The 19228-nt window shown below is 73.4% G+C and carries 17 protein-coding genes; 15 read left to right on the top strand and 2 right to left on the bottom strand.

Features of this window, described 5'->3' with window-relative positions:
• Positions 1-31: 31 nt before the first annotated feature.
• The 13 genes from SLAV_RS10000 (at position 32) to SLAV_RS09940 (ending at position 13388) form a co-directional block, all read left to right on the top strand.
• Complete coding sequence (locus SLAV_RS10000) at positions 32-346, top strand: (2Fe-2S)-binding protein (protein WP_030238314.1); 315 nt, start codon at positions 32-34, stop codon at positions 344-346.
• The gene (locus tag SLAV_RS09995) at positions 327-1739 is read left to right on the top strand and encodes an FAD/NAD(P)-dependent oxidoreductase (RefSeq protein ID WP_030238317.1); all 1413 of its coding nucleotides are present in this window, start codon (positions 327-329) and stop codon (positions 1737-1739) included. Before SLAV_RS10000 ends, SLAV_RS09995 begins: the two co-directional genes overlap by 20 nt.
• 75 nt (positions 1740-1814) lie before the next feature.
• A complete protein-coding gene (locus SLAV_RS09990; RefSeq protein WP_030238319.1) occupies positions 1815-2741 on the top strand; it encodes a dihydrodipicolinate synthase family protein in 927 nt (308 codons plus the stop codon).
• Positions 2742-2784: 43 nt separating this feature from the next.
• Entirely contained in the window at positions 2785-3789 is a 1005-nt protein-coding gene (locus SLAV_RS09985) for a proline racemase family protein (RefSeq protein WP_030238322.1), read from the top strand.
• A complete protein-coding gene (locus tag SLAV_RS09980) occupies positions 3786-4805 on the top strand; it encodes a proline racemase family protein (RefSeq protein WP_037688395.1) in 1020 nt (339 codons plus the stop codon). Before SLAV_RS09985 ends, SLAV_RS09980 begins: the two co-directional genes overlap by 4 nt.
• Positions 4802-5779 (top strand): ornithine cyclodeaminase family protein, encoded by a 978-nt coding sequence (locus SLAV_RS09975; RefSeq protein WP_030238333.1) that lies wholly within the window; start codon positions 4802-4804, stop codon positions 5777-5779. The genes SLAV_RS09980 and SLAV_RS09975 overlap by 4 nt, the downstream gene beginning before the upstream one ends.
• 66 nt (positions 5780-5845) lie before the next feature.
• The gene (locus SLAV_RS09970; RefSeq protein ID WP_037688398.1) at positions 5846-6556 is read left to right on the top strand and encodes a GntR family transcriptional regulator; all 711 of its coding nucleotides are present in this window, start codon (positions 5846-5848) and stop codon (positions 6554-6556) included.
• Between the two features lie 154 nt (positions 6557-6710).
• Positions 6711-7460 carry a scabin-related ADP-ribosyltransferase gene (locus SLAV_RS09965; protein ID WP_051841346.1) on the top strand — a complete coding sequence of 250 codons (750 nt, stop codon included), beginning with the start codon at positions 6711-6713 and terminating at the stop codon, positions 7458-7460.
• A gap of 188 nt (positions 7461-7648) precedes the next feature.
• Positions 7649-9394 (top strand): ABC transporter substrate-binding protein, encoded by a 1746-nt coding sequence (locus SLAV_RS09960; protein ID WP_030238340.1) that lies wholly within the window; start codon positions 7649-7651, stop codon positions 9392-9394.
• A gap of 22 nt (positions 9395-9416) precedes the next feature.
• Positions 9417-10409: an ABC transporter permease gene (locus SLAV_RS09955; RefSeq protein ID WP_030238342.1), complete on the top strand. Its 993-nt coding sequence runs from the start codon at positions 9417-9419 to the stop codon at positions 10407-10409.
• On the top strand, positions 10406-11392 hold the full coding sequence (locus SLAV_RS09950) for an ABC transporter permease (protein ID WP_030238346.1): 987 nt from the start codon (positions 10406-10408) through the stop codon (positions 11390-11392). The genes SLAV_RS09955 and SLAV_RS09950 overlap by 4 nt, the downstream gene beginning before the upstream one ends.
• Positions 11392-12399 carry an ABC transporter ATP-binding protein gene (locus SLAV_RS09945; protein ID WP_037688401.1) on the top strand — a complete coding sequence of 336 codons (1008 nt, stop codon included), beginning with the start codon at positions 11392-11394 and terminating at the stop codon, positions 12397-12399. Before SLAV_RS09950 ends, SLAV_RS09945 begins: the two co-directional genes overlap by 1 nt.
• Entirely contained in the window at positions 12396-13388 is a 993-nt protein-coding gene (locus SLAV_RS09940; protein ID WP_030238352.1) for an ABC transporter ATP-binding protein, read from the top strand. The genes SLAV_RS09945 and SLAV_RS09940 overlap by 4 nt, the downstream gene beginning before the upstream one ends.
• Before the next feature lie 79 nt (positions 13389-13467).
• Here SLAV_RS09940 and SLAV_RS09935 read toward each other — a convergent pair whose 3' ends face one another.
• On the bottom strand, positions 13468-15531 hold the full coding sequence (locus SLAV_RS09935; protein ID WP_030238354.1) for a S9 family peptidase: 2064 nt from the start codon (positions 15529-15531) through the stop codon (positions 13468-13470).
• Between the two features lie 100 nt (positions 15532-15631).
• Here SLAV_RS09935 and SLAV_RS09930 point away from each other — a divergent pair, with 100 nt between their 5' ends.
• Positions 15632-17197: an MFS transporter gene (locus SLAV_RS09930; protein WP_030238357.1), complete on the top strand. Its 1566-nt coding sequence runs from the start codon at positions 15632-15634 to the stop codon at positions 17195-17197.
• A 33-nt stretch (positions 17198-17230) separates the two neighbouring features.
• Positions 17231-17809 carry a hypothetical protein gene (locus SLAV_RS09925; RefSeq protein ID WP_030238359.1) on the top strand — a complete coding sequence of 193 codons (579 nt, stop codon included), beginning with the start codon at positions 17231-17233 and terminating at the stop codon, positions 17807-17809.
• Positions 17810-17815: 6 nt separating this feature from the next.
• Here SLAV_RS09925 and SLAV_RS09920 read toward each other — a convergent pair whose 3' ends face one another.
• Positions 17816-19216 (bottom strand): cytochrome P450, encoded by a 1401-nt coding sequence (locus tag SLAV_RS09920; protein WP_030238362.1) that lies wholly within the window; start codon positions 19214-19216, stop codon positions 17816-17818.
• Between the last annotated feature and the right edge of the window lie 12 nt (positions 19217-19228).

The raw sequence follows: 19228 nt of genomic DNA, 5'->3' as shown, positions 1-19228 counted from the left end.
CCCGGCAGGGCAAGACCCCGAGGAGACCCCGCTGATGCGCACCCCCCGCACACTGGTAGGCGGCACCCCGGCGGCCACGTACCCCGTCACCTTCGACGGCCGTGAACTGACCGCCCAGGAAGGCCAGAGCGTCGCCGCCGTCCTGTGGGGCGCCGGGATCCTCGCCTGGCGCACCACCCGCGAAGGGGGTGCCCCGCGCGGGGCGTTCTGCGGCATCGGCGCCTGCTACGACTGCCTCGTCACCGTCAACGGCCGCCCGAACCAACGCGCGTGCCTCGTCCCGGCCCGCCCCGGAGACGCCGTCACCACCCAGGAAGGAACCGGCCGTGCCGAGCTCGCCGTCTGACCTCGCCATCGTCGGCGCCGGCCCCGCCGGGCTCGCCGCCGCCGTCACCGCGGCCCGGCTCGGCCTGCGCGTCACCCTCCTCGACGCGGGGGAGCGCCCGGGCGGCCAGTTCTACCGCCACCCGGCCCCCGGCCTCGGCGCCCTCCGCCCCCAGGCCCTGCACCACGACTGGCGGGCCTTCACGGCGCGCGAAGCCGCCCTGCGCGCCCACGTGGCGTCGGGCCGGATCGCCCACCATCCCTTCCACCACGTCTGGACGGTGGCCCCGGACGGCGCCGACGGATGGATCCTGCACGCCGTCGCCGGCCCCGAGGAACACGCGGCGACCTACGGCGCCCGCGCCGTCCTGCTCGCCACCGGCGCCTACGAGCGGCAACTGCCCTTCCCCGGCTGGACCCTGCCCGGGGTCGTCGGCGCGGGCGGGGCGCAGGCCATGCTCAAGGGCGGCCTCGTCCTGCCGGGCCGCCGCATCGTCGTCGCCGGGAGCGGCCCGCTGCTGCTCGCGGTGGCCGGCTCCCTCGCCGCCGCCGGGGCCACCGTGCCGGCCGTCGCCGAGGCCGCCTCGTACACGGCGTACGCCCCGCAGGCCCGCGCCCTGCTGCGCAACCCGGCCAAGCTCGCCGAAGGCGCCGTGTACGGGGGCGCCCTGGCGCGCCACGGCATCCGCCTGCTGACCCGGCACGCGGTGACCGAGGCGCACGGCCGGGGCCGGGTGGAGGCCGTCACGGTCGCCCGCCTCGACCGGGACTGGCGCCCGCTGCCCGGCACCGCCCGCCGGATCCCCTGTGACGCCCTGGCCGTGGGCCACGGTCTGGTGCCCCAGCTGGAGCTGGCCACCTCCCTCGGCTGCGCCACCCTCCAGGCCCCCGACGGCACGGTCGCCCTGGACCTGGACGCGGCGCAGCGCACCTCGGTGCCCGGCATCTGGTCGGCCGGCGAGACCGGCGGCATCGGCGGTGCCCAGCTGGCCCTGACCGAGGGGGAGATCGCCGCGCACGCGATCGCGGGGGTGCCCGTCGCGCCGTCCCTCACCCGGACCCGGGCCCGGCTGAGGGCCTTCGCCGGGGCGATGGCGGCCGCCCACCGTCCGGGCGCGGGGTGGACGGACTGGCTGCCCGACGCGGCCACCGTCTGCCGCTGCGAGGAGGTCCCGGCGGGCGGGATCCGCGAGGCCGTCGCCGAGCTCGGCGCGCGGGACGCCCGTACCGTCAAACTGCTCACCCGGGCCGGGATGGGCTGGTGCCAGGGCCGGATGTGCGGTCCGGCCGTCGCCGCGCTGGCCGGGGAGGACCCCGCGCCCGACCGGCGTCCGCTGTCCTGCCCCGTTCCGCTGCGTCACCTGGCCGCGCTGCCCGCGCCGCCCGGCACCGAACTTCCCCCCTCCGCCCGCTGATCGGGCACTCCTGGCCCTTGTGGCCACCTCGTACCCACTAGTAAAATGTCACACACCACACTAGGGAGTCTGCTCATGAACCACGCGCCCACCCCCGCGCCCCGTCCCGACACCCGCACCCGCCCCTGGCACGGCATCATGGTCGCCACCGCGCTCCCGCTGCGCGAGGACCTGAGCGTCGACTACGACGCCTACGCCGAGCACGTGGCCTGGCTGATCGCCGAGGGCTGCGACGGCGTCGTGCCCAACGGCTCCCTCGGCGAGTACCAGACCCTCACCGACGAGGAGCGCGCCCGCGTCGTGCGCACCGCCGTCGAGGCCGCGGGCGACGGCGCCCGCGTCATGCCCGGCGTCGCCGCGTACGGCAGCGCCGAGGCCCGCCGCTGGGCGGAGCAGGCCGCCGAGGCCGGGGCCGGATCCGTCCTGCTCCTGCCGCCCAACGCCTTCCGCGCCGACGAGGCCACCGTCCGCGCCCACTACGCGGAGGTCGCCGGCGCCGGGCTGCCCGTGGTCGCGTACAACAACCCCATCGACACCAAGGTGGACCTGACCCCGGCACTGCTCGCCCGCCTGCACGGCGACGGCAGCATCGTCGCCGTCAAGGAGTTCAGCGGGGACGTCCGCCGCGGCTACGAGATCGCCGAGCTCGCCCCCGGCCTCGACCTGCTCATCGGCGCCGACGACGTCCTGCTCGAACTCGCCCTCGCGGGCGCCGTCGGCTGGATCGCCGGCTACCCCAACGCCCTGCCGCGCTCCTGCGCCACCCTCTACCGGGCCGCCGTCGCCGGGGACCTCACCACGGCCCTGCCGCTGTACAAGTCCCTGCACTCGCTGCTGCGCTGGGACTCCAAGACCGAGTTCGTCCAGGCCATCAAGCTCTCCATGGACCTGGCCGGCCGTCCCGGCGGCGCCACCCGTCCGCCCCGCTTCCCGCTCACGGGCGAGGTCGAGGCCTCGGTGCGCGCCGCCACCGAGAAGGCCCTCGCCGAAGGCCTCAACTAAGCGTCAGCCAGGCCTCGAACCGGGCCTCGACCAGGAGGAACCCATGCGCACGCGCCACATCTACCACGCGGTGGACTCGCACACCGAGGGCATGCCCACCCGGGTGATCACCGGAGGGGTCGGGGTGATCCCCGGCTCCACCATGGCGGAGAAGCGGCTCCACTTCATGGAGCACACGGACCACGTCCGCACCCTGCTCATGTACGAGCCGCGCGGCCACGCGGCGATGAGCGGCGCCATCCTCCAGCCGCCCACCCGGCCCGACGCCGATTTCGGCGTGCTCTACATCGAGGTGTCGGGCCTGCTGCCGATGTGCGGGCACGGCACGATCGGGGTGGCCACCGTCCTGGTCGAGACCGGCATGGTCCCGGTCGTCGAGCCGGTCACCACGGTCCGGCTCGACACCCCGGCCGGGCTGGTGAGCGTCGACGTACGGGTCGAGGACGGCGCGGCCACCGCCGTCACCCTCACCAACGTCCCGGCCTTCAGCGTCGGCCTGGACCTGAAGGCCGAGGTCCCCGGCCACGGCACGATCACCTACGACCTCGCCTACGGCGGGAACTTCTACGCCTTCGTCGAACTGGACGCTCTCGGCCTGCCCTTCGACCGCTCCCGCAAGGAGGACCTGATCGCCGCGGGTCTGGCGATCATGGACGCGATCAACGGCGGCCCGGACCGGCCCGTCCACCCCGAGGACCCGTCGATCGCCGGCGTCAAGCACGTGTACCTGGCCGCCCCCGGCTCCGACGCCCGACGCTCCCGGCACGCCATGGCCATCCACCCGGGCTGGTTCGACCGCTCGCCCTGCGGTACGGGGACCAGCGCGCGCATGGCCCAGCTGCACGCCCGCGGCCTGCTCGGACTCGACACCGACTTCGTCAACGAGTCCTTCATCGGGACCGAGTTCACCGGCCGCCTGACCGGCCGGACCACCGTCGGCGGTCTCCCGGCGGTGGTCCCCACCGTCACCGGCCGGGCCTGGATCACCGGCACCGCCCAGTACTTCCTCGACCCGACCGACCCCTTCCCCGGAGGGTTCCTGCTGTGATCAGCGTCCGCACCACCGACTACCACACGGCGGGGGAGCCCTTCCGGATCGTCGACCTCGCGGCGGACGGCATCGCCCCCGCCCCCGGGGACACCGTCGCCGAGCGCTGCGCCACGGTCATCGGACCCGGGGGTTCCGGGACCGCGCCGCGGCGGAGCGCGCTGGACGACGTACGGCGCCTGCTGGTGCAGGAGCCGCGCGGACACGCCGGGATGTACGGCGGGTTCGTGGTCCCCCCGGACGACGACGGCGCGCACTTCGGGGTCCTGTTCTGGCACAAGGACGGCTACTCCACCGCGTGCGGCCACGGCACCATGGCGCTCGGCGTCTGGGCGGTGGAGACCGGGCGGGTCCCGGCGCCGCACGACGGGGACGTCCAGGTGCGCATCGACGTCCCGTCGGGGCGGGTCGGGGCCACCGTCCACCGCGACGGCGGCCGCACCACCGGGGTCACCTTCCGCAACGTCGCCGCCCGGGTGGGCGCCCGGAAGGTCCCGGTGGCCACCACCCTGGGCCTCGCGGAGGTGGACATCGCGCACGCCGGGGCCTGTTACGCCTCCGTCGCCGCCCGGGACCTCGGCCTGGACGTCTCGCGCGCCGCGCTGCCCGACCTGGTCCGCGCCGGGCAGGAGGTCCGGGCCGCACTGGCCACCCATCCCGCCACCTGGCACCCGGACGGGCCGCTGCTGTCCGGGGTGTACGGGGTGGTCCTGTACGAGGAGCTGCCCGACACCCCCTTCGGGCCGTACCAGCGCAACGTCACCGTCTTCGCGGACGGGCAGATCGACCGTTCCCCCTGCGGCTCCGGCACCTCCGCCCGGCTCGCCCTGCTCGCGGAGGACGGGCGGCTCGGGCCCGGGGAGGACCTGCTGCACGAGTCGGTGGTGGGCACGGTGTTCACCGGCCGGATGCTGGAGGGCGGGGTCACGGAGGTCACCGGCACGGCCTACCGCACCGGCGAGCACACCTTCACGATCGATCCGCACGACGCCCTCGGCACGGGGTTCACCCTGTGACGGTCCACCCGGCGGCGGCGCCCGCCGGCCCCGCGCCCGCGCTGCCGCAGTTCGACGCCGGGCGGATCGCGGGCCTGCTCACCCCCGCCGGGGCGGCCGACGCCCTGGCCGACGCCCTGCGCGCCGGGCTCGACCCGGAAGGCTGCCCGCAGCGTGGCTCCCTGTCCGCGCCGGGCGGCGAACTGCTGCTGATGCCCGCCGCGTCGGCGGAGTACGCGGGGGTGAAGATCGCCGGGGTGGCCCCGGGCAACCCGGAGCGCGGCCTGCCCCGGATCACCGGGAGCTACCTGCTCCTCGACGGGGTGACCCTGTGCCCGGTGGCCCTGTTCGACGGCGCGGCCCTGACGGCCCTGCGCACCCCGGCGGTCTCCGCGCTGGCGCTGCGCCACCTGGCACCGGCCGGGCCGGCGGGCCGGCTGGTGCTGTTCGGCTCGGGGCCCCAGGCGTACGGGCACCTCGACGCGGTGCTCGCGGAGCGGGAGCCGGCGGAGGCGGTGGTCGTCGCCCGCGACCCCGGACGGGCGCAGGCGCTCGTCGCGTACGCCCGCGAGCGGGGTGTCGCGGCGCGCACCGGCACGGCGGGGGACGTGGCCGGCGCGGACCTGGTGGTCTGCTGCACCACGGCCCGCGAGCCGCTCTTCGACGGGCGCCTGGTGGCCCCGGGGGCGCTGGTGGTGGCCGTGGGCTCGCACGAACCGGACGCCCGCGAGACGGACACGGCCCTCGTGCGGCGCGCGGCCGTGTACGTGGAGTCGCGCGCGGCGGCCCTGCGCGAGGCGGGGGACCTGCTGGTCCCGGAGGCGGAGGGGGCGATCGGACCCGGTCATATCAGCGGAACGCTCGCCGACCTGGTCACGGGCCGGATCCCGGCGGGAGGGCGGACGGGTTGTCCACAGCTCTTCAAGAGCGTGGGCATGGCCTGGGAAGATCTCGCCGTGGCGGTCGCACTGTTCCGGGCCGCTGGGGACGAGTAGCGCAACGTGACATTGTACGCTGTTCCTCTGCTCGTCGTGGTGTCGGGGGTCTCGGAGGAAACGCACATGGGTGACCTGAAGCAGCACAGTCTCATCAAGGCTCAGGAACGGCTCCGCGACCAGGTCGGCCACGCCCTCCGAGCGGCCCTGATCGCCGGGGAACTGCGCCCCGGCAGCGTGTACTCGGCCCCCGGCCTCGCGGCCGAACTCGGCGTCTCGGCCACGCCCGTGCGCGAGGCCATGCTCGACCTGGCCCGGGAGGGCCTGGTCGAGCCGGTCCGCAACAAGGGGTTCCGGATCACCGAGGTCAGCGAGCGCGACCTCGACCAGTACACGGAACTGCGGACGATGATCGAGGTCCCGACCGTCGGCCGGATCACGAAGATCGCCACGGCCGAACAGCTGGAGGCCCTGCGCCCCATCGCCGAGGAGATCGTCACCAGCGCCCGGGAGCACAACCTCATCGGGTACCTGGAGGCCGACCGCCGCTTCCACCTGAGCCTGCTCGCCCTCGCGGGCAACGACCGCCTCGTCGAGACCGTCGGCGACCTGCGCAAGCGCTCCCGCCTCTACGGCCTGACCGGCCTGGACGAGGCGGGCAAGCTGGTCTCCTCCGCCGAGGAGCACATCGAGCTCCTCGACCTGATGCTCACGGGCGACTCCGACGCGGCCGAGGCCTGCATGCAGCGCCACCTCGGTCATGTCCGTTCCCTCTGGGCGCAGGGCCGCGACGAGCCGGTCGGCCGCATCCCGGGGGGTCTCGGGTCGGGCATCTAGGGCCACCCGCGCCGCCGGTGCGGTGAGCGGGGGAGTGCGCCGGGCGGGTGGAGCTCGTGGCGCCCAAGGGTGATCGTCGCGAACAGAGGTGGCTTCCGCCCGGAATCCGTCTACCAACACCGGGTCATGTGCACCGAGTGATGGGTTCCCAGCCATGCTGAAGACTGCATTCCGGCTTGCCTCCGCCACCGCCCTGGTCACCGTGTCGCTGGCGTTCGGCTCGCCCGCCGGCGCCGCGACGGATCCGTACCCGGGTACCCCGCAGCAGATCCGTGATACCGGCCCCTGCGGCCCGACCGGAGGCTACCGCGCCTCGGAGTGGCTCCAGACCACGACGGACCCCGGGATCCGGCCGCAGGTGGACCTCGCCGCGGTGAGCGAGGCCTGGTACTGGCGGCACGACGTGAACACCCTGTGGCGGGGCGACACGCGGCCGAACCCCCAGGCCATCTTCAACAGCGGCTTCACCCCGCGGGGCTCGGACCTCACCCCGCTGGCGCAGTGGATCATCGGGGGAGCCGGGCAGCAGAACGCCGCGCACGTGAGCACCAGTTGTGAGCGGTGGGTGGCGCAGGAGTTCGCCACGGGCGGCGGGAACGACGGCTGGGTCTACGCGATCCAGGCTCCCGGCGGGATCGACGTCAACGCCACCGCCCGCCAGACGGGCCTCCAGTCGCCGTTCCTGTGGAACAAGGAGATCGACTTCCCCGGCGGCATCGAGGGCAGGTTCATCGAGGGGGCCTGCCAGTACCACTTCGTCGGCCTCGACCCGCAGACGAACGACCGGATCTACCGCAACCTCGGCTGCGTGACGAACCCCGACTTCCGTCCGGTCAAGGGCAAGCACAAGGACAAGGACAAGGACAAGGACAAGAACATGGAGCCGGCCGGCTCGCCGCACTGAGCCGATCCGCGCCCCAGGGCGGTCCCCGCAGCCGGGCTGCGGGGACCGCCCGGCAGTTCCAACTCCCCTTCGGGCGGCCGGATTTGGACACGGCTGGATAACGGGGGCGCCAACCCCTTGTCAGTACAATTTCACATTACTATGTTACCGGTCACATCCTAAAGCGCGGCCCTTCACTGGAGTGACCCATGACCAAGCGCACCCAACTCGCCCTCGCCACCGCCGTGGTGGCCGCTCTCGCACTCGGTGCCTCGGGTTGCTCCGACCCCAAGAAGGGCGCGAACTCCGGCCCCTCCGCGGCCAACCCGGCCGCCGCCAACGACGGCAAGACCCTCGGCGGCACCCCCGTGAAGGGCGGCACCCTCACCGTCCTGTCCAACCAGGACTTCGCCCACCTCGACCCCGCCCGCAACTGGGTGATGCCGGCCATGGACTTCGGCACCCGCCTGCTCTACCGCACGCTCGTCACCTTCAAGGCCGAGCCCGGCAAGGGCGGCAGCGAGCTCGTCCCCGACCTCGCCACCGACCTCGGCACCCCCTCCAACGGCGGCAAGACCTGGACCTTCACCCTGAAGGAGGGCGTGAAGTACGAGGACGGCAGCCCCGTCAAGGCCCAGGACATCAAGTACAACGTCGAGCGCTCCTTCGCCCCCGACCTCACCGGCGGCCCCGACTACGCCGCCCAGTACCTGGCCGGCACCGAGGGCTACAAGGGCCCCCTGGACGGCAAGCACCTCGACTCCGTCAAGACCCCCGACGACCGCACGATCGTCTTCGAACTCAAGCGCCCCGTCGCCGAGTTCTCCCAGACCGCCACCCTCCCCACCTTCGCGCCGGTCCCGCAGTCCCAGGAGAAGGGCACCCAGTACGACGCCCGCCCGTTCTCCTCAGGCCCGTACAAGATCGAGACGTACGACCGCGACAAGAAGCTGGTCCTCGTCCGCAACGAGCACTGGGACCAGAAGACCGACTCCGTCCGCAAGGCCTACCCGGACAAGTTCGTCGTCGTCATGGGCCTCAAGGGCGGGCAGGTCGACGACCGCATCATCGCCGGCGAGGGCGCCGACGCCTCCGCCATCGAGTACTTCAACATGCGCCCCGAGAGCGCCCCGAAGGTCCTGCCCAAGCCCGAGATCAAGGCCCGCCTCCTCGCCGAGTCCCAGGGCTGTACGGTCATGCTCCACCTGAACAACTCCCGCGCCCCCTTCAACGACCCCAAGGTCCGCGAGGCCATGCAGTACGCGGTCGACAAGGAGGCCGTCATCACCGCCGGCGGCGGCCCCGCCCTCAACGAGGTGGCCACCGCCTACCTGCCCCCGGCCCTCTCCGGCGGCAAGCAGGCCGACACCCTGAAGATCCCGGCCTCGGGCGACCCCGCCAAGGCCAAGGAACTGCTCAAGGCCGCCGGCAAGGAGCACCTGAAGGTCTCCCTCGCCGTCTCCACCGGCGACAAGGGCAAGGCGGAGGCCTTCCAGCAGGGCCTGGCCCGGGCCGGCATCGAGGTCGTCATCGACACCGTCGACCCCGGCGCGTACTACGACGTCATCGGCGACCTCTCCACCACCCCCGACATGACCTACACCGGCTGGTGCCCCGACTACCCCTCCGGCTCCACCTGGCTCCCCTTCGTCTTCGACGGACGCACCATCAAGGACAAGGGCAACCAGGGCAACTACGCCCAGTTCCGCGACGAGGCCACCATGAAGCGGATCGACGAGATCAACGCCATGGCCGACGCCAAGCAGGCCAACCAGGCCTGGATCGACCTCGACGCCGAGATCATGAAGAAGTCCCCCTCCATCCCGATCCTCCTGGAGCGCAAGCCGCTGCTCGTCGGCCCCAACATCGCCGGCGCCTACGGCCACCCCGTGTGGACCGGCACCGTCGACTACGGCACCGTGGGCCTCAAGGACCCGTCGAAGAGCCAGGGCTGAGAAGCCGGGGCCTGACACCACCATGACCACCACCGCATCCGGCGCCGCCCCCGAGGCGGGCCCCGAGGCGGCCCCCGAGGCCGCCCCGGCCGGGACACCGGCCAAGGACGTCGCCCCGGGCAGCAGCCCCTGGCAGCTCGCCCGCCGGGAACTGCGCCGCCGCCCCGCCGTCCGCGTCAGCCTCGGCGTCGTCCTCCTCTTCGTCCTGATGGCCCTGGCCGCCCCCTGGCTGAGCGCCCTCGGCGGCTGGTCCCCGGACGAGTTCGACAAGGCCGCCATCGACCCCTACCTCGGCGGACAGCCCCTCGGCTCCCTCGGCGGGATCAGCCCAGAGCACTGGCTCGGCGTCGAACCCGTCACCGGACGCGACCTGTTCGCCCGCGTCGTCCAAGGCGCCCAGGTCTCCCTCCTGATCGCCTTCGCCGCCACCGCCATCGTCGTCCTCGCGGGCACCGCCGCCGGGATCGCCGCGGGCTACTTCGGCGGCCGCACCGACGCCGTCCTGTCCCGGCTCATGGACCTCACCATGTCCTTCCCCTCGCTGATCTTCATGATCGCGATGCTGTCGGTGGCCAAGGACGTCAACCGGATCGTCCTGATGACCAGCGTCATCGGCCTCTTCGGCTGGCCCGGCGTCGCCCGCGTCGTCCGCGGCCAGACCCTCTCCCTCAAACACCGCGAGTACGTCGACGCCGCACGCGTCGGCGGCGCGAGCTCCTGGCGGATCCTGACCCGCGACATCCTCCCCGGGGTCTCCGGCCCGGTCATCGCCTACACCACCCTGCTCATCCCCGGAATGATCAGCACCGAGGCCGCCCTCAGCTACCTCGGCGTGGGCGTGCGCCCGCCCACCCCCTCCTGGGGCCAGATGATCGCCGAGTCCGTGTCCTTCTACGAGACCGACCCCATGTACTTCGTCATCCCGAGCGTCTTCCTCTTCCTCGCCGTCCTCGCCTTCACCCTCCTCGGCGACGCCCTGCGCGACATCCTCGACCCGAGGGGCGGCCGCACGTGATCCTCTACCTCGTCCGCCGCCTGCTCGCCCTCGCCGGCGTGCTCCTCGCCATCGCCGCCGTCACCTTCCTCATCTTCTACGTCCTGCCCACCGACCCGGCCGCCGCGGCCTGCGGCAAGACGTGCAGCGCCGAACGGCTGGCCGACGTGCGGCAGTACCTCGGCCTCGACAAGCCCGTGTGGGAGCAGTTCGCCGACTTCCTCACCGGCATCTTCACCGGACGCACCCTCGGCACCGGACAGTTCGCCGTCCACTGCGACTTCCCCTGCCTCGGCTACTCCTACGAGAACTCCCTGCCCGTCTGGAACCTCCTGATGGACCGGCTGCCCGTCTCCGCCTCCCTCGCCGTCGGCGCCGCCGTCCTGTGGCTGCTGCTCGGCCTCGGCGCCGGGGTCACCGCCGCCCTGCGCAAGGACACCGCCACCGACAAGGCCCTGATGGTCGGCGCCGTCGCCGCCGCCTCCCTGCCCGTCTACTTCACCTCCGTCATGCTGATCTACGGAGTGATCCGCGTCGCCGGACTCCTCCCGTACCCCAGCTACCAGGCCCTCACCGACGACCCCCTCGCCTGGGCCTCGAACCTGCTGCTGCCCTGGACCGCCCTCGCCCTGCTCTACGCCGCCATGTACGCCCGGCAGAGCCGCGGTTCGATGATCGAGGCGATGGCCGAGCCGTACATCCGCACCGCCCGCGCCAAGGGCATGCCCGAACGCACCGTCGTGGTCAAACACGGACTGCGCTCCGGGATGACCCCGATCCTCACCATCTTCGGCATCGACCTCGGCGGGCTCCTCGCCGGAGCCGTGATCACCGAGTCCATCTTCGGACTCCCCGGCATCGGCAGGCTGTTCTACGGGGCGCTCGTCAGCTCCGACCAGCCCGTGGTCCTCGGGGTCACCCTGCTCGCCGCCTTCTTCATCGTCGTCGCGAACCTCGTCGTCGACCTCCTGTACGCCGTCGTCGACCCGAGGGTGAGGTACTGATGACCGCCGCACCGCCCCTGCTCGAAGTACGTGACCTGCGCGTCACGTTCACCACCCCGCGCGGCACCGTCCGGGCCGTCGACTCCCTCGGCTTCACCGTCGAGGCCGGGCGCACCCTGGGCATCGTCGGCGAATCCGGCTCCGGCAAGTCCGTCACCTCGCTCGCCGTCATGGGCCTGCACCGGGCCGGCGCCGAGGTCACCGGATCCGTCAGCCTCGCCGGGCGGGAACTCACCGGACTCTCCGAGAAGGAGCTGTCCGCCGTGCGCGGCCGCCGGATGGCCATGATCTTCCAGGACCCGCTGTCCAGCCTGCACCCCTACTACACCGTCGGCGAGCAGATCGCCGAGCACTTCCGGGTCCACTTCCGGGCCGGGCGGGCCGCCGCCCGCAAACGCGCGGTGGACATGCTCGGCGAGGTCGGCATCCCCGAACCGGCCCGCCGCGCGGGGGAGTATCCGCACCAGTTCTCCGGCGGCATGCGCCAGCGCGCCATGATCGCCATGGCACTGGCCTGCGAACCCGACCTGCTGATCGCCGACGAGCCGACCACCGCCCTCGACGTCACCGTGCAGGCGCAGATCCTGGAGCTGATCGCCCGCCTCCAGCAGGAGCGCGGCCTCGGCGTCGTGATGATCACCCACGACCTCGGGGTGGTCGCCCGGGTCGCCCACGAGGTGCTCGTCATGTACGGCGGCCGCGCCGCCGAACAGGCCTCCGCCGACGCGCTGTTCGCCGAGCCCGCCCACCCCTACACCCGGGGCCTGCTCGACTCCCTGCCCCGCCTCGACACCCCCGACGACGCCCCCCTGCCCTCCATCCCCGGCTCCCCGCCGTCCCTGTTGGCCCCCGCCCCGGGCTGCGCCTTCGCCCCCCGCTGCCCCCGGGCCGCCGCCCGCTGCACCGAGGAACGACCGCTGTTCGTCCCGTACGGGGACGGCGGCCCTCGGCACGACGTGGCCTGCCACTTCGCGGGAGCGCGCACCCCCGAGGAGGCGGTCCGATGACCGGCACCGACACCACCGACGAGCGTCCCCTGCTCTCCGTACGGGACCTGACCATGACCTTCCCCGGCCGGCGCGCCCTGACCGGCCGCCGCGGCGCGCCCGTGCGGGCCGTCGACGGCATCTCCTTCGACCTGGCCGCCGGCCGGACCCTCGGCCTGGTCGGGGAATCGGGCTGCGGCAAGTCCACCACCGGCCGGATGCTGGTGCGGCTGCTGCAACCCACCTCCGGCAGCGTCACCTTCGACGGCAAGGACATCAGCCGGCTCTCCCAGGGCGCCCTGCGGCCCCTGCGCAAGAACATCCAGATGGTCTTCCAGGACCCGCACTCCTCCCTCAACCCCCGCCAGACCGTGGCCCGGATCATCTCCGACCCGCTGCTGGTGCAGGGCTGGAGCGCGGCGGACGCCCGCCGCCGGGCCGCCGATCTGATGGAGCTGACCGGACTGATCCCGGAGCACATCGACCGCTACCCGCACGAGTTCTCCGGCGGCCAGGCCCAGCGCATCGGCATCGCCCGCTCCCTGGCCACCAACCCCCGCCTCGTCGTCGCGGACGAGCCGGTCTCCGCCCTCGACGTCTCCGTCCAGGCGCAGATCGTCAACCTGATGGAGCGGCTGCGCGCCGAACTGGGCCTCGCCTACGTGTTCATCGCGCACGACCTCTCGGTCGTCAAACGGGTCAGCGACCGGGTCGCCGTCATGTACCTCGGCCGGATCGTCGAGATCGGGGACAAGAAGTCCCTCTACGAGGACCCGCAGCACCCCTACACCAGGGCACTGCTGTCGGCCGTCCCGCTGCCCGATCCGGCGGCGGAGCGGCGGCGCGAGCGGATCGTCCTGCTCGGCGACCCGCCGAGCCCGGCGGCCCCGCCCCCGGGCTGCACCTTCCACCCCAGGTGCTCCAAGGCGCAGGACATCTGCCGCACGGAGCGCCCGCTCCTGCGGATCGCCGCCTCCCGAGAGGTGGCCTGCCACTTCCCCGGTGACTGACGGGGATCCAGGGGAAGAAGGAGGGCCCCGCGGACGAAGCCGTCCGCGGGGCCCTTCGCTTACCGCGTACCGCTTACCGCTAGGAGACGGCCAGCTCGCGCCGGAAGAAGGCCAGTTCCTGGGCCATCACCTTCTCGCGGGTCCCGCCCGGGGTCATGTGGGTGACGCCCGGCAGGGCCAGCAGCTGGTGCGGGCGGCCCGCGTCGGTCAGGGCGCGGGACAGGCGCAGGGTGTGGGAGGGGTGGACGTTGTCGTCGGCCAGGCCCGTGACCAGCAGCAGCGGCCGGGTCAGCTGCGGCGCGTCGGGGAGCAGGCAGTCCCGCTCGTACACCTCGGGGTGTTCCTGCGGCAGCCCCAGGTACCGCTCGGTGTACGCCGTGTCGTAGTGCCGGAAGTCGGTCGGAGCGGCCCCCGCGGCCGCCGCGTGGAAGACGTCCGGACGGCGCAGCACGGCCATCGCCGCCAGGTAGCCGCCGTAGGACCAGCCGCGTACGCCGACCCGGCCGAGGTCCAGGTCGCCGTGGCGGGCGCCGAGGGCCCGCAGGGCCGCGACCTGGTCCTCCAGGGTGACCTCGGAGAAGCCCCGGTACATCGCGTGGGTGAAGGCGGGGGAGACGTAGGGGGTGCCCCGGTTGTCGACGGTGACCACCGCGAAGCCCTGGTCGGCCCACCACTGCCGGGCCTGCCAGCGGCGAGGCTCGGCGGACACGTCCTGGAAGCCGGGGCCGCCGTAGCTGTCCATCAGCACGGGCAGCCGCCGCCCGGGGACGTGGTCGCGCGGCAGTACGAGGGCGGTGGGCACGCCGTGCTCGGTGACCCGCTCCAGGACGGGGACCACCCGGTACGGCAGCGGCGCCGACAGGTCGCGGGGGACGAACGCGCGCCCGTCGGCGGTGCGCACGGTGCGCCGGAAGCCGTCGGCGTCGGCGGAGGTCAGCAGCAGCGTTCCGGAGGAGGCCTGCACGGAGTGCACGCCCGGCCCGTCGGCGAGCGGGGTCGGCGCGCCGGTGTCCGGGTCCAGCAGCAGCACCTGCTGCTCGGCGGGGTCGCGCAGTCCGGCCTCGATCAGCAGTCGCCCCTCGTGGATCCCGGCCACGCGGCGGACCTGGATCCCGTCACCGGTGAGCGGCTTCCCGTCGAGGGCCAGGCCGCGCGCGGCCCCGCCGGGGGTGTCGGCGGCGGTGAGCATCCGCCCGTCGGGCAGCCGGGCCGGGGTGCCGGGCACCAGGGGGTCCACCCACTGGGGGTGCGTGGTGGCCGACAGCTCCCGGGTGCGGCCGGTGGCCGGGTCGGCGCTGAGCAGCAGGACGCTGCGCTGGAGCCGGTCCTGGACGGTCAGCAGGATTTCCGTCGGCGACTCCCATCCGGCGTCCGAGACGTAGGGGTGGGTGGCGGCGTCCCAGTCGAGGCGCACCCGGCCGCCGTCCGGGCCGAGCACCCACAGCTGGACGTCGGCGTTGGGGCCGCCCGCCTCGGGGTAGGCGAAGTCCTCGGCGGGCAGCTCCGGGTGGGCAGGGTCGGCGAACCAGCGCCGCTGCAGGGCGCTCTCGTCGACCCGGGCGGCGAGCAGGGTGACCCCGTCGGGGGACCACCAGTGGCCGCGGGCGCGCCCGAGTTCCTCGGCGGCGGCGAACTCGGCGACGCCCCAGCGGGCCCCGTCGTCGGGGCTGATCCGGCCGCCCGGGGCGACGTGGAGGGCGTCGTCGGCGACGTACGCGGTGCGCGAGCCGTCGGCGTTGGGGCGCGGGTCGAGGGCGGGGCCGGCGGCGGGTATCTCCGCGGGCCCCCCGGCGCCGTCCCCGGTGACCCGGTAGAGCCGCCCGTACAGGGGGAAGACGGCGCTGCGGCCGTCGCCGGAGAGGGCGTACGAGCCGATCCCGGCGGCGACGAGCCGGGTGCGTTCGCGCAGGCGCCGTTCGGTGACGGGGAGTTCTCCGGGCTCGGGGGAGAGCGCGCGGGGGTCGGCGAGCAGGGTTTCGGTGCCGGTGGCGGTGTCGAGCACCCAGAGGGATTCGAGGGCGTCGACGGGCCCCGTCGAGCGCAGGAACCACAGGAGGCGGCCGTCGTCGCCGAACGCGAGGGCGCGGGGCGCTCCGTGGGTGAACCGGGCCGTGTCGGCGGAGAGCCTGAGGAAGTCGTCCATGATCTCAGTCTGGCATGTGCAATATCACATAGCATAGAGCGCGGCGGAGGACTGGGCCGTTCGAGTGGTGACCCCCGGAGTGCGGGCATAGCGTCGACTAGTGGACCCGAACGCTCTGCCGACCAACAAGGGGACCGACGGCACGGTCCGAGGGGGCGGAAAAGGGCTGGCCCTGTTCGTGATCGCCTCCTGCCAGCTCATGGTCGTTCTCGACATCACCATCGTGAACATCGCGCTACCACACATCCAGACCGCGCTCGACTTCTCGACGGAGAGCCTGTCCTGGGTGGTCAACGCGTACACCCTCACCTTCGGCGGACTGCTCCTGCTCGGCGGGCGGACCGGCGACATCCTCGGCCGCAAGCGCGTCTTCATCTTCGGTGTCCTGCTCTTCGGCCTCGCCTCCCTGCTCGGCGGCCTCGCCCAGAACGAGGGCCAGCTGTTGGCGGCCCGGGCCCTCCAGGGCGTCGGCGGCGCCATCGCCTCACCCACCGCGCTCGCCCTGATCACCACCACCTTCCGCGAAGGCCCGGCCCGCAACCGGGCCTTCGGCGTGTTCTCCGCCGTCTCGGCGGGCGGCGGCGCGATCGGCCTCCTCGCGGGCGGCATCCTCGTCGAATGGCTCAACTGGCGCTGGGTGTTCTTCGTCAACGTCCCCATCGCCGTGCTGATCGCCGTGCTCGCCACACGGGTCCTGCACGAATCCGAACGCCGTCCCGGACACTTCGACCTCGCCGGCGCACTGCTGTCGACCACCGGCATGGTCTCCCTCGTCTACGGGTTCATCCGCGCCTCCCAGGAGGGCTGGGGCGACCCCTACACGATCGGCTCCTTCGTCGCCGCCGCGGTCCTGCTCTCCCTCTTCGTCCTCAACGAGCGGCGCTCGCCGCAGCCGATCACCCCGCTGCACATGTTCGCCGACCGCAACCGGGCCGGCACCTACGGGATCATGCTCTTCCTCGCCTGCGCGATCTTCGGCATGTTCTTCTTCCTCACGCTCTTCGTGCAGGACGTCCTCGGCTTCAGCCCGCTGCAGGCGGGGCTCGCCTTCCTGCCGGTCAGCGTGATGATCGCGGTGGCCGCCGGCGTCACCTCGCAGCTGCTGCCCAGGTTCGGGCCCAAACCCTTCATGGTCACCGGAGCCCTGTGCTGTGCGGCCGGGCTGGCCTGGCTGACCCGGATCGACGTCGACTCCACGTACCCGGGCAGCATCCTCGGCCCGATGCTGGTCTTCGCCACCGGCATGGGCCTGCAGTTCGTCTCGCTGACGCTGATGGCCCTGTCCAACGTGCCCGACCGGGAATCGGGCGCCGCGTCCGGGCTGCTCAACACGATGCAGCAGATAGGCGGCTCGCTCGGCCTCTCCATCCTGGTCACCGTGTTCGGCACGGCCAGCCGCAACGAGGCCAAGGAACAGGTCCCGGACTTCCTGCGCTCCTCCACCCCCGAACAGAAGCTCGCCTTCCTGCGCACCCACCAGCTCCCCGCGCCCTGGGCCGACCAGGTGCTCACCTCCGGAGTGAGCACGGCCTTCGTGGCGGCCGCCGCCTTCACCCTGATCGGCGCGGCCATCGCCGTGTTCGTGATCCAGGTCCGGCCCTCGGACCTCGCACGGCTCCAGGGGAACCACACCCCGGCGGCCGTCCAGGGGGAAACGGGCGGGTAGGGTCGTTGATCATCGCACTTCGGGGGGAATCCGATGTCCAGGTCCACCACCACCGCCCGCCGGGCGGCCACCGCCGTACTGGCGCTGTCCCTGGCGGGGTTCACCGCCGCCTGCGGCAACGACGCGACGCCCAAGGCCTCCTCGGCCCCGTCGCCCGCGTCCGCCGCCTCGCCGGTGTCCGGCCCGTCACCGGCGTCCACCGCGTCCGGCCCGCCCGCCGCGGACGCAGCGCCCTCGCCGCGCGTTCCGGGGGGCACCCCGCCCATGTCGCCCCCGGCCGGCGACGCCGCGCCCGTAGCCCCCGGGCCGGAGAAGGTCCGGGACGCCTTCGCCGGGCTCCAGGCCACCCTCGGCGAGTCCTGCACCCCGGGGAACTGCGCCTACTTCCTGGGCCGGGTCCACGACGAACTCCACCGCATGGACCGCGCGATGAAGGCCGACCCGAAGGGCCCCGGCCATTTCCCGGAGCCGATCGCCGCCGTGGCCAAGCTCGACCGGGAGCTCGGCGGCGACCGTACCTTCGAGAACCTGAAGAAGCACCAGAGCACCCTCATCGGCACCCGCGACGAGATCAACACCTGGATGCAGGACCACCCGGACGACTACCGCTGATCCGCCTCAGGGCCGCACGCGGCGGATCCGGCAGCGGGCCGGGCCCGTCGTGCGCAGGGTGATCCCGGCGCTCACCGGCACCTCGGTGTCCACCGCCTCGAACTCGTAGGCGCGCAGCACCATCGCCAGCGCGATCACCGACTCCAGCATCGAGAAGTGCTGCCCGATGCAGGCGCGCGGGCCGCCGCCGAAGGGGAACCAGGCGTAGCGGGGGCGGGCCGCCTCCGCCTCCGGGGCGAAACGGCCGGGGTCGAAACGGTCCGGGTCGCTCCAGTAGCGGGGGTGGCGGTGCGTCACCCAGGGCGCGAGGATCACGGTGGCACCCGCCGGGACGGTGTGCCCGTCGATCACGGTGGCGGCCACGGCCTCGCGGCCGATGACGGGGGCGGCCGGGTAGAGCCGCATCGCCTCCTTGAGCACCTGGGTGAGGTACGGGAGCCGGTCCAGGTCCGCGGCCTGCGGCGTACGGTCGCCCAGCACGCGGGAGACCTCCTCGCGAGCCCGCGCCTGCTCCTCGGGATGGCGGCCGAGCAGGTGCAGGGCGAAGGCCAGCGAGGTGGCGGTCGTCTCGTGGCCGGCCAGCAGGAAGATCAGTACCTGGTCGCGCAGTTCGGCCGCGTCGAAGCCGGCGTCGTCCCCGCTCTGCGCGGCGGCGAGCAGGGTCAGCAGGTCCTCGCCGCCCGCACCCTGCCCGTCCGGGGCGTCCCGGCGCGCCGAGATGATCCCGTCGCAGACGGCGTACAGCTCCTCCATGGCCGCCGCCGCCCGCCGGTTGCCCGGGGTCGGCCAGCCGCGCGGCACGTTGGCGGGGGAGTAGCCGCGGCGCAGCACGTACTCGGTGATCACGGGGAAGCACCGGTCCACGACGTCCACCGTGGCGTCCACGTCGGTGCCGAAGAGGATCCGGGCCACGGCGCGCAGGGCCAGGTGCGTCATCTGCTCGCCGACGTCGACGACCGCGTCCCCGCGCTCCTCCCAGCCCGCGAGGGTGCTCGCGGTCTCGGCGGCGACGGCGTCGGCGTAGCCGTCCACCCGCTTGCGGGTGAACAGCGGCTGCACGAGCCGGCGCTGGCGCAGGTAGTCCTCGTCCTGGCTGGTCAGCAGGCCGTTGCCGAAGGACTCCCGGATCTCCTGGTAGAAGGGGTTGTCCTTGCGGAAGTTGGCGGACTCGGTGGCCAGCACCCGCTGGGCGCCCTCCGCGGAGAAGACGCAGTACAGCTCGGCGCGCAGTCCGGGCGGCCCGGCCGTGATCCGTACGACGTCGCCGTGCCGTGCGCGGGCGCGCAGATAGGTGCCGAGTGAGTCGGCCTTGAGATCGAGCAGCGACCCGAGCAGCGACCCCCCTTCGAGCTCGGGGACCTCGGCCCCCGCGCCCCCGCCCGCTTCCGCGCCCGCCCGCACCGCCATGCCCGCCCCGCC

Origin of the sequence: Streptomyces lavendulae subsp. lavendulae (genome assembly GCF_002803845.1) — a bacterium.
In the GTDB taxonomy this organism is placed as follows: Bacteria; Actinomycetota; Actinomycetes; order Streptomycetales; family Streptomycetaceae; genus Streptomyces; species Streptomyces lavendulae.
This window is presented reverse-complemented; position numbering and strand designations above follow the sequence as displayed.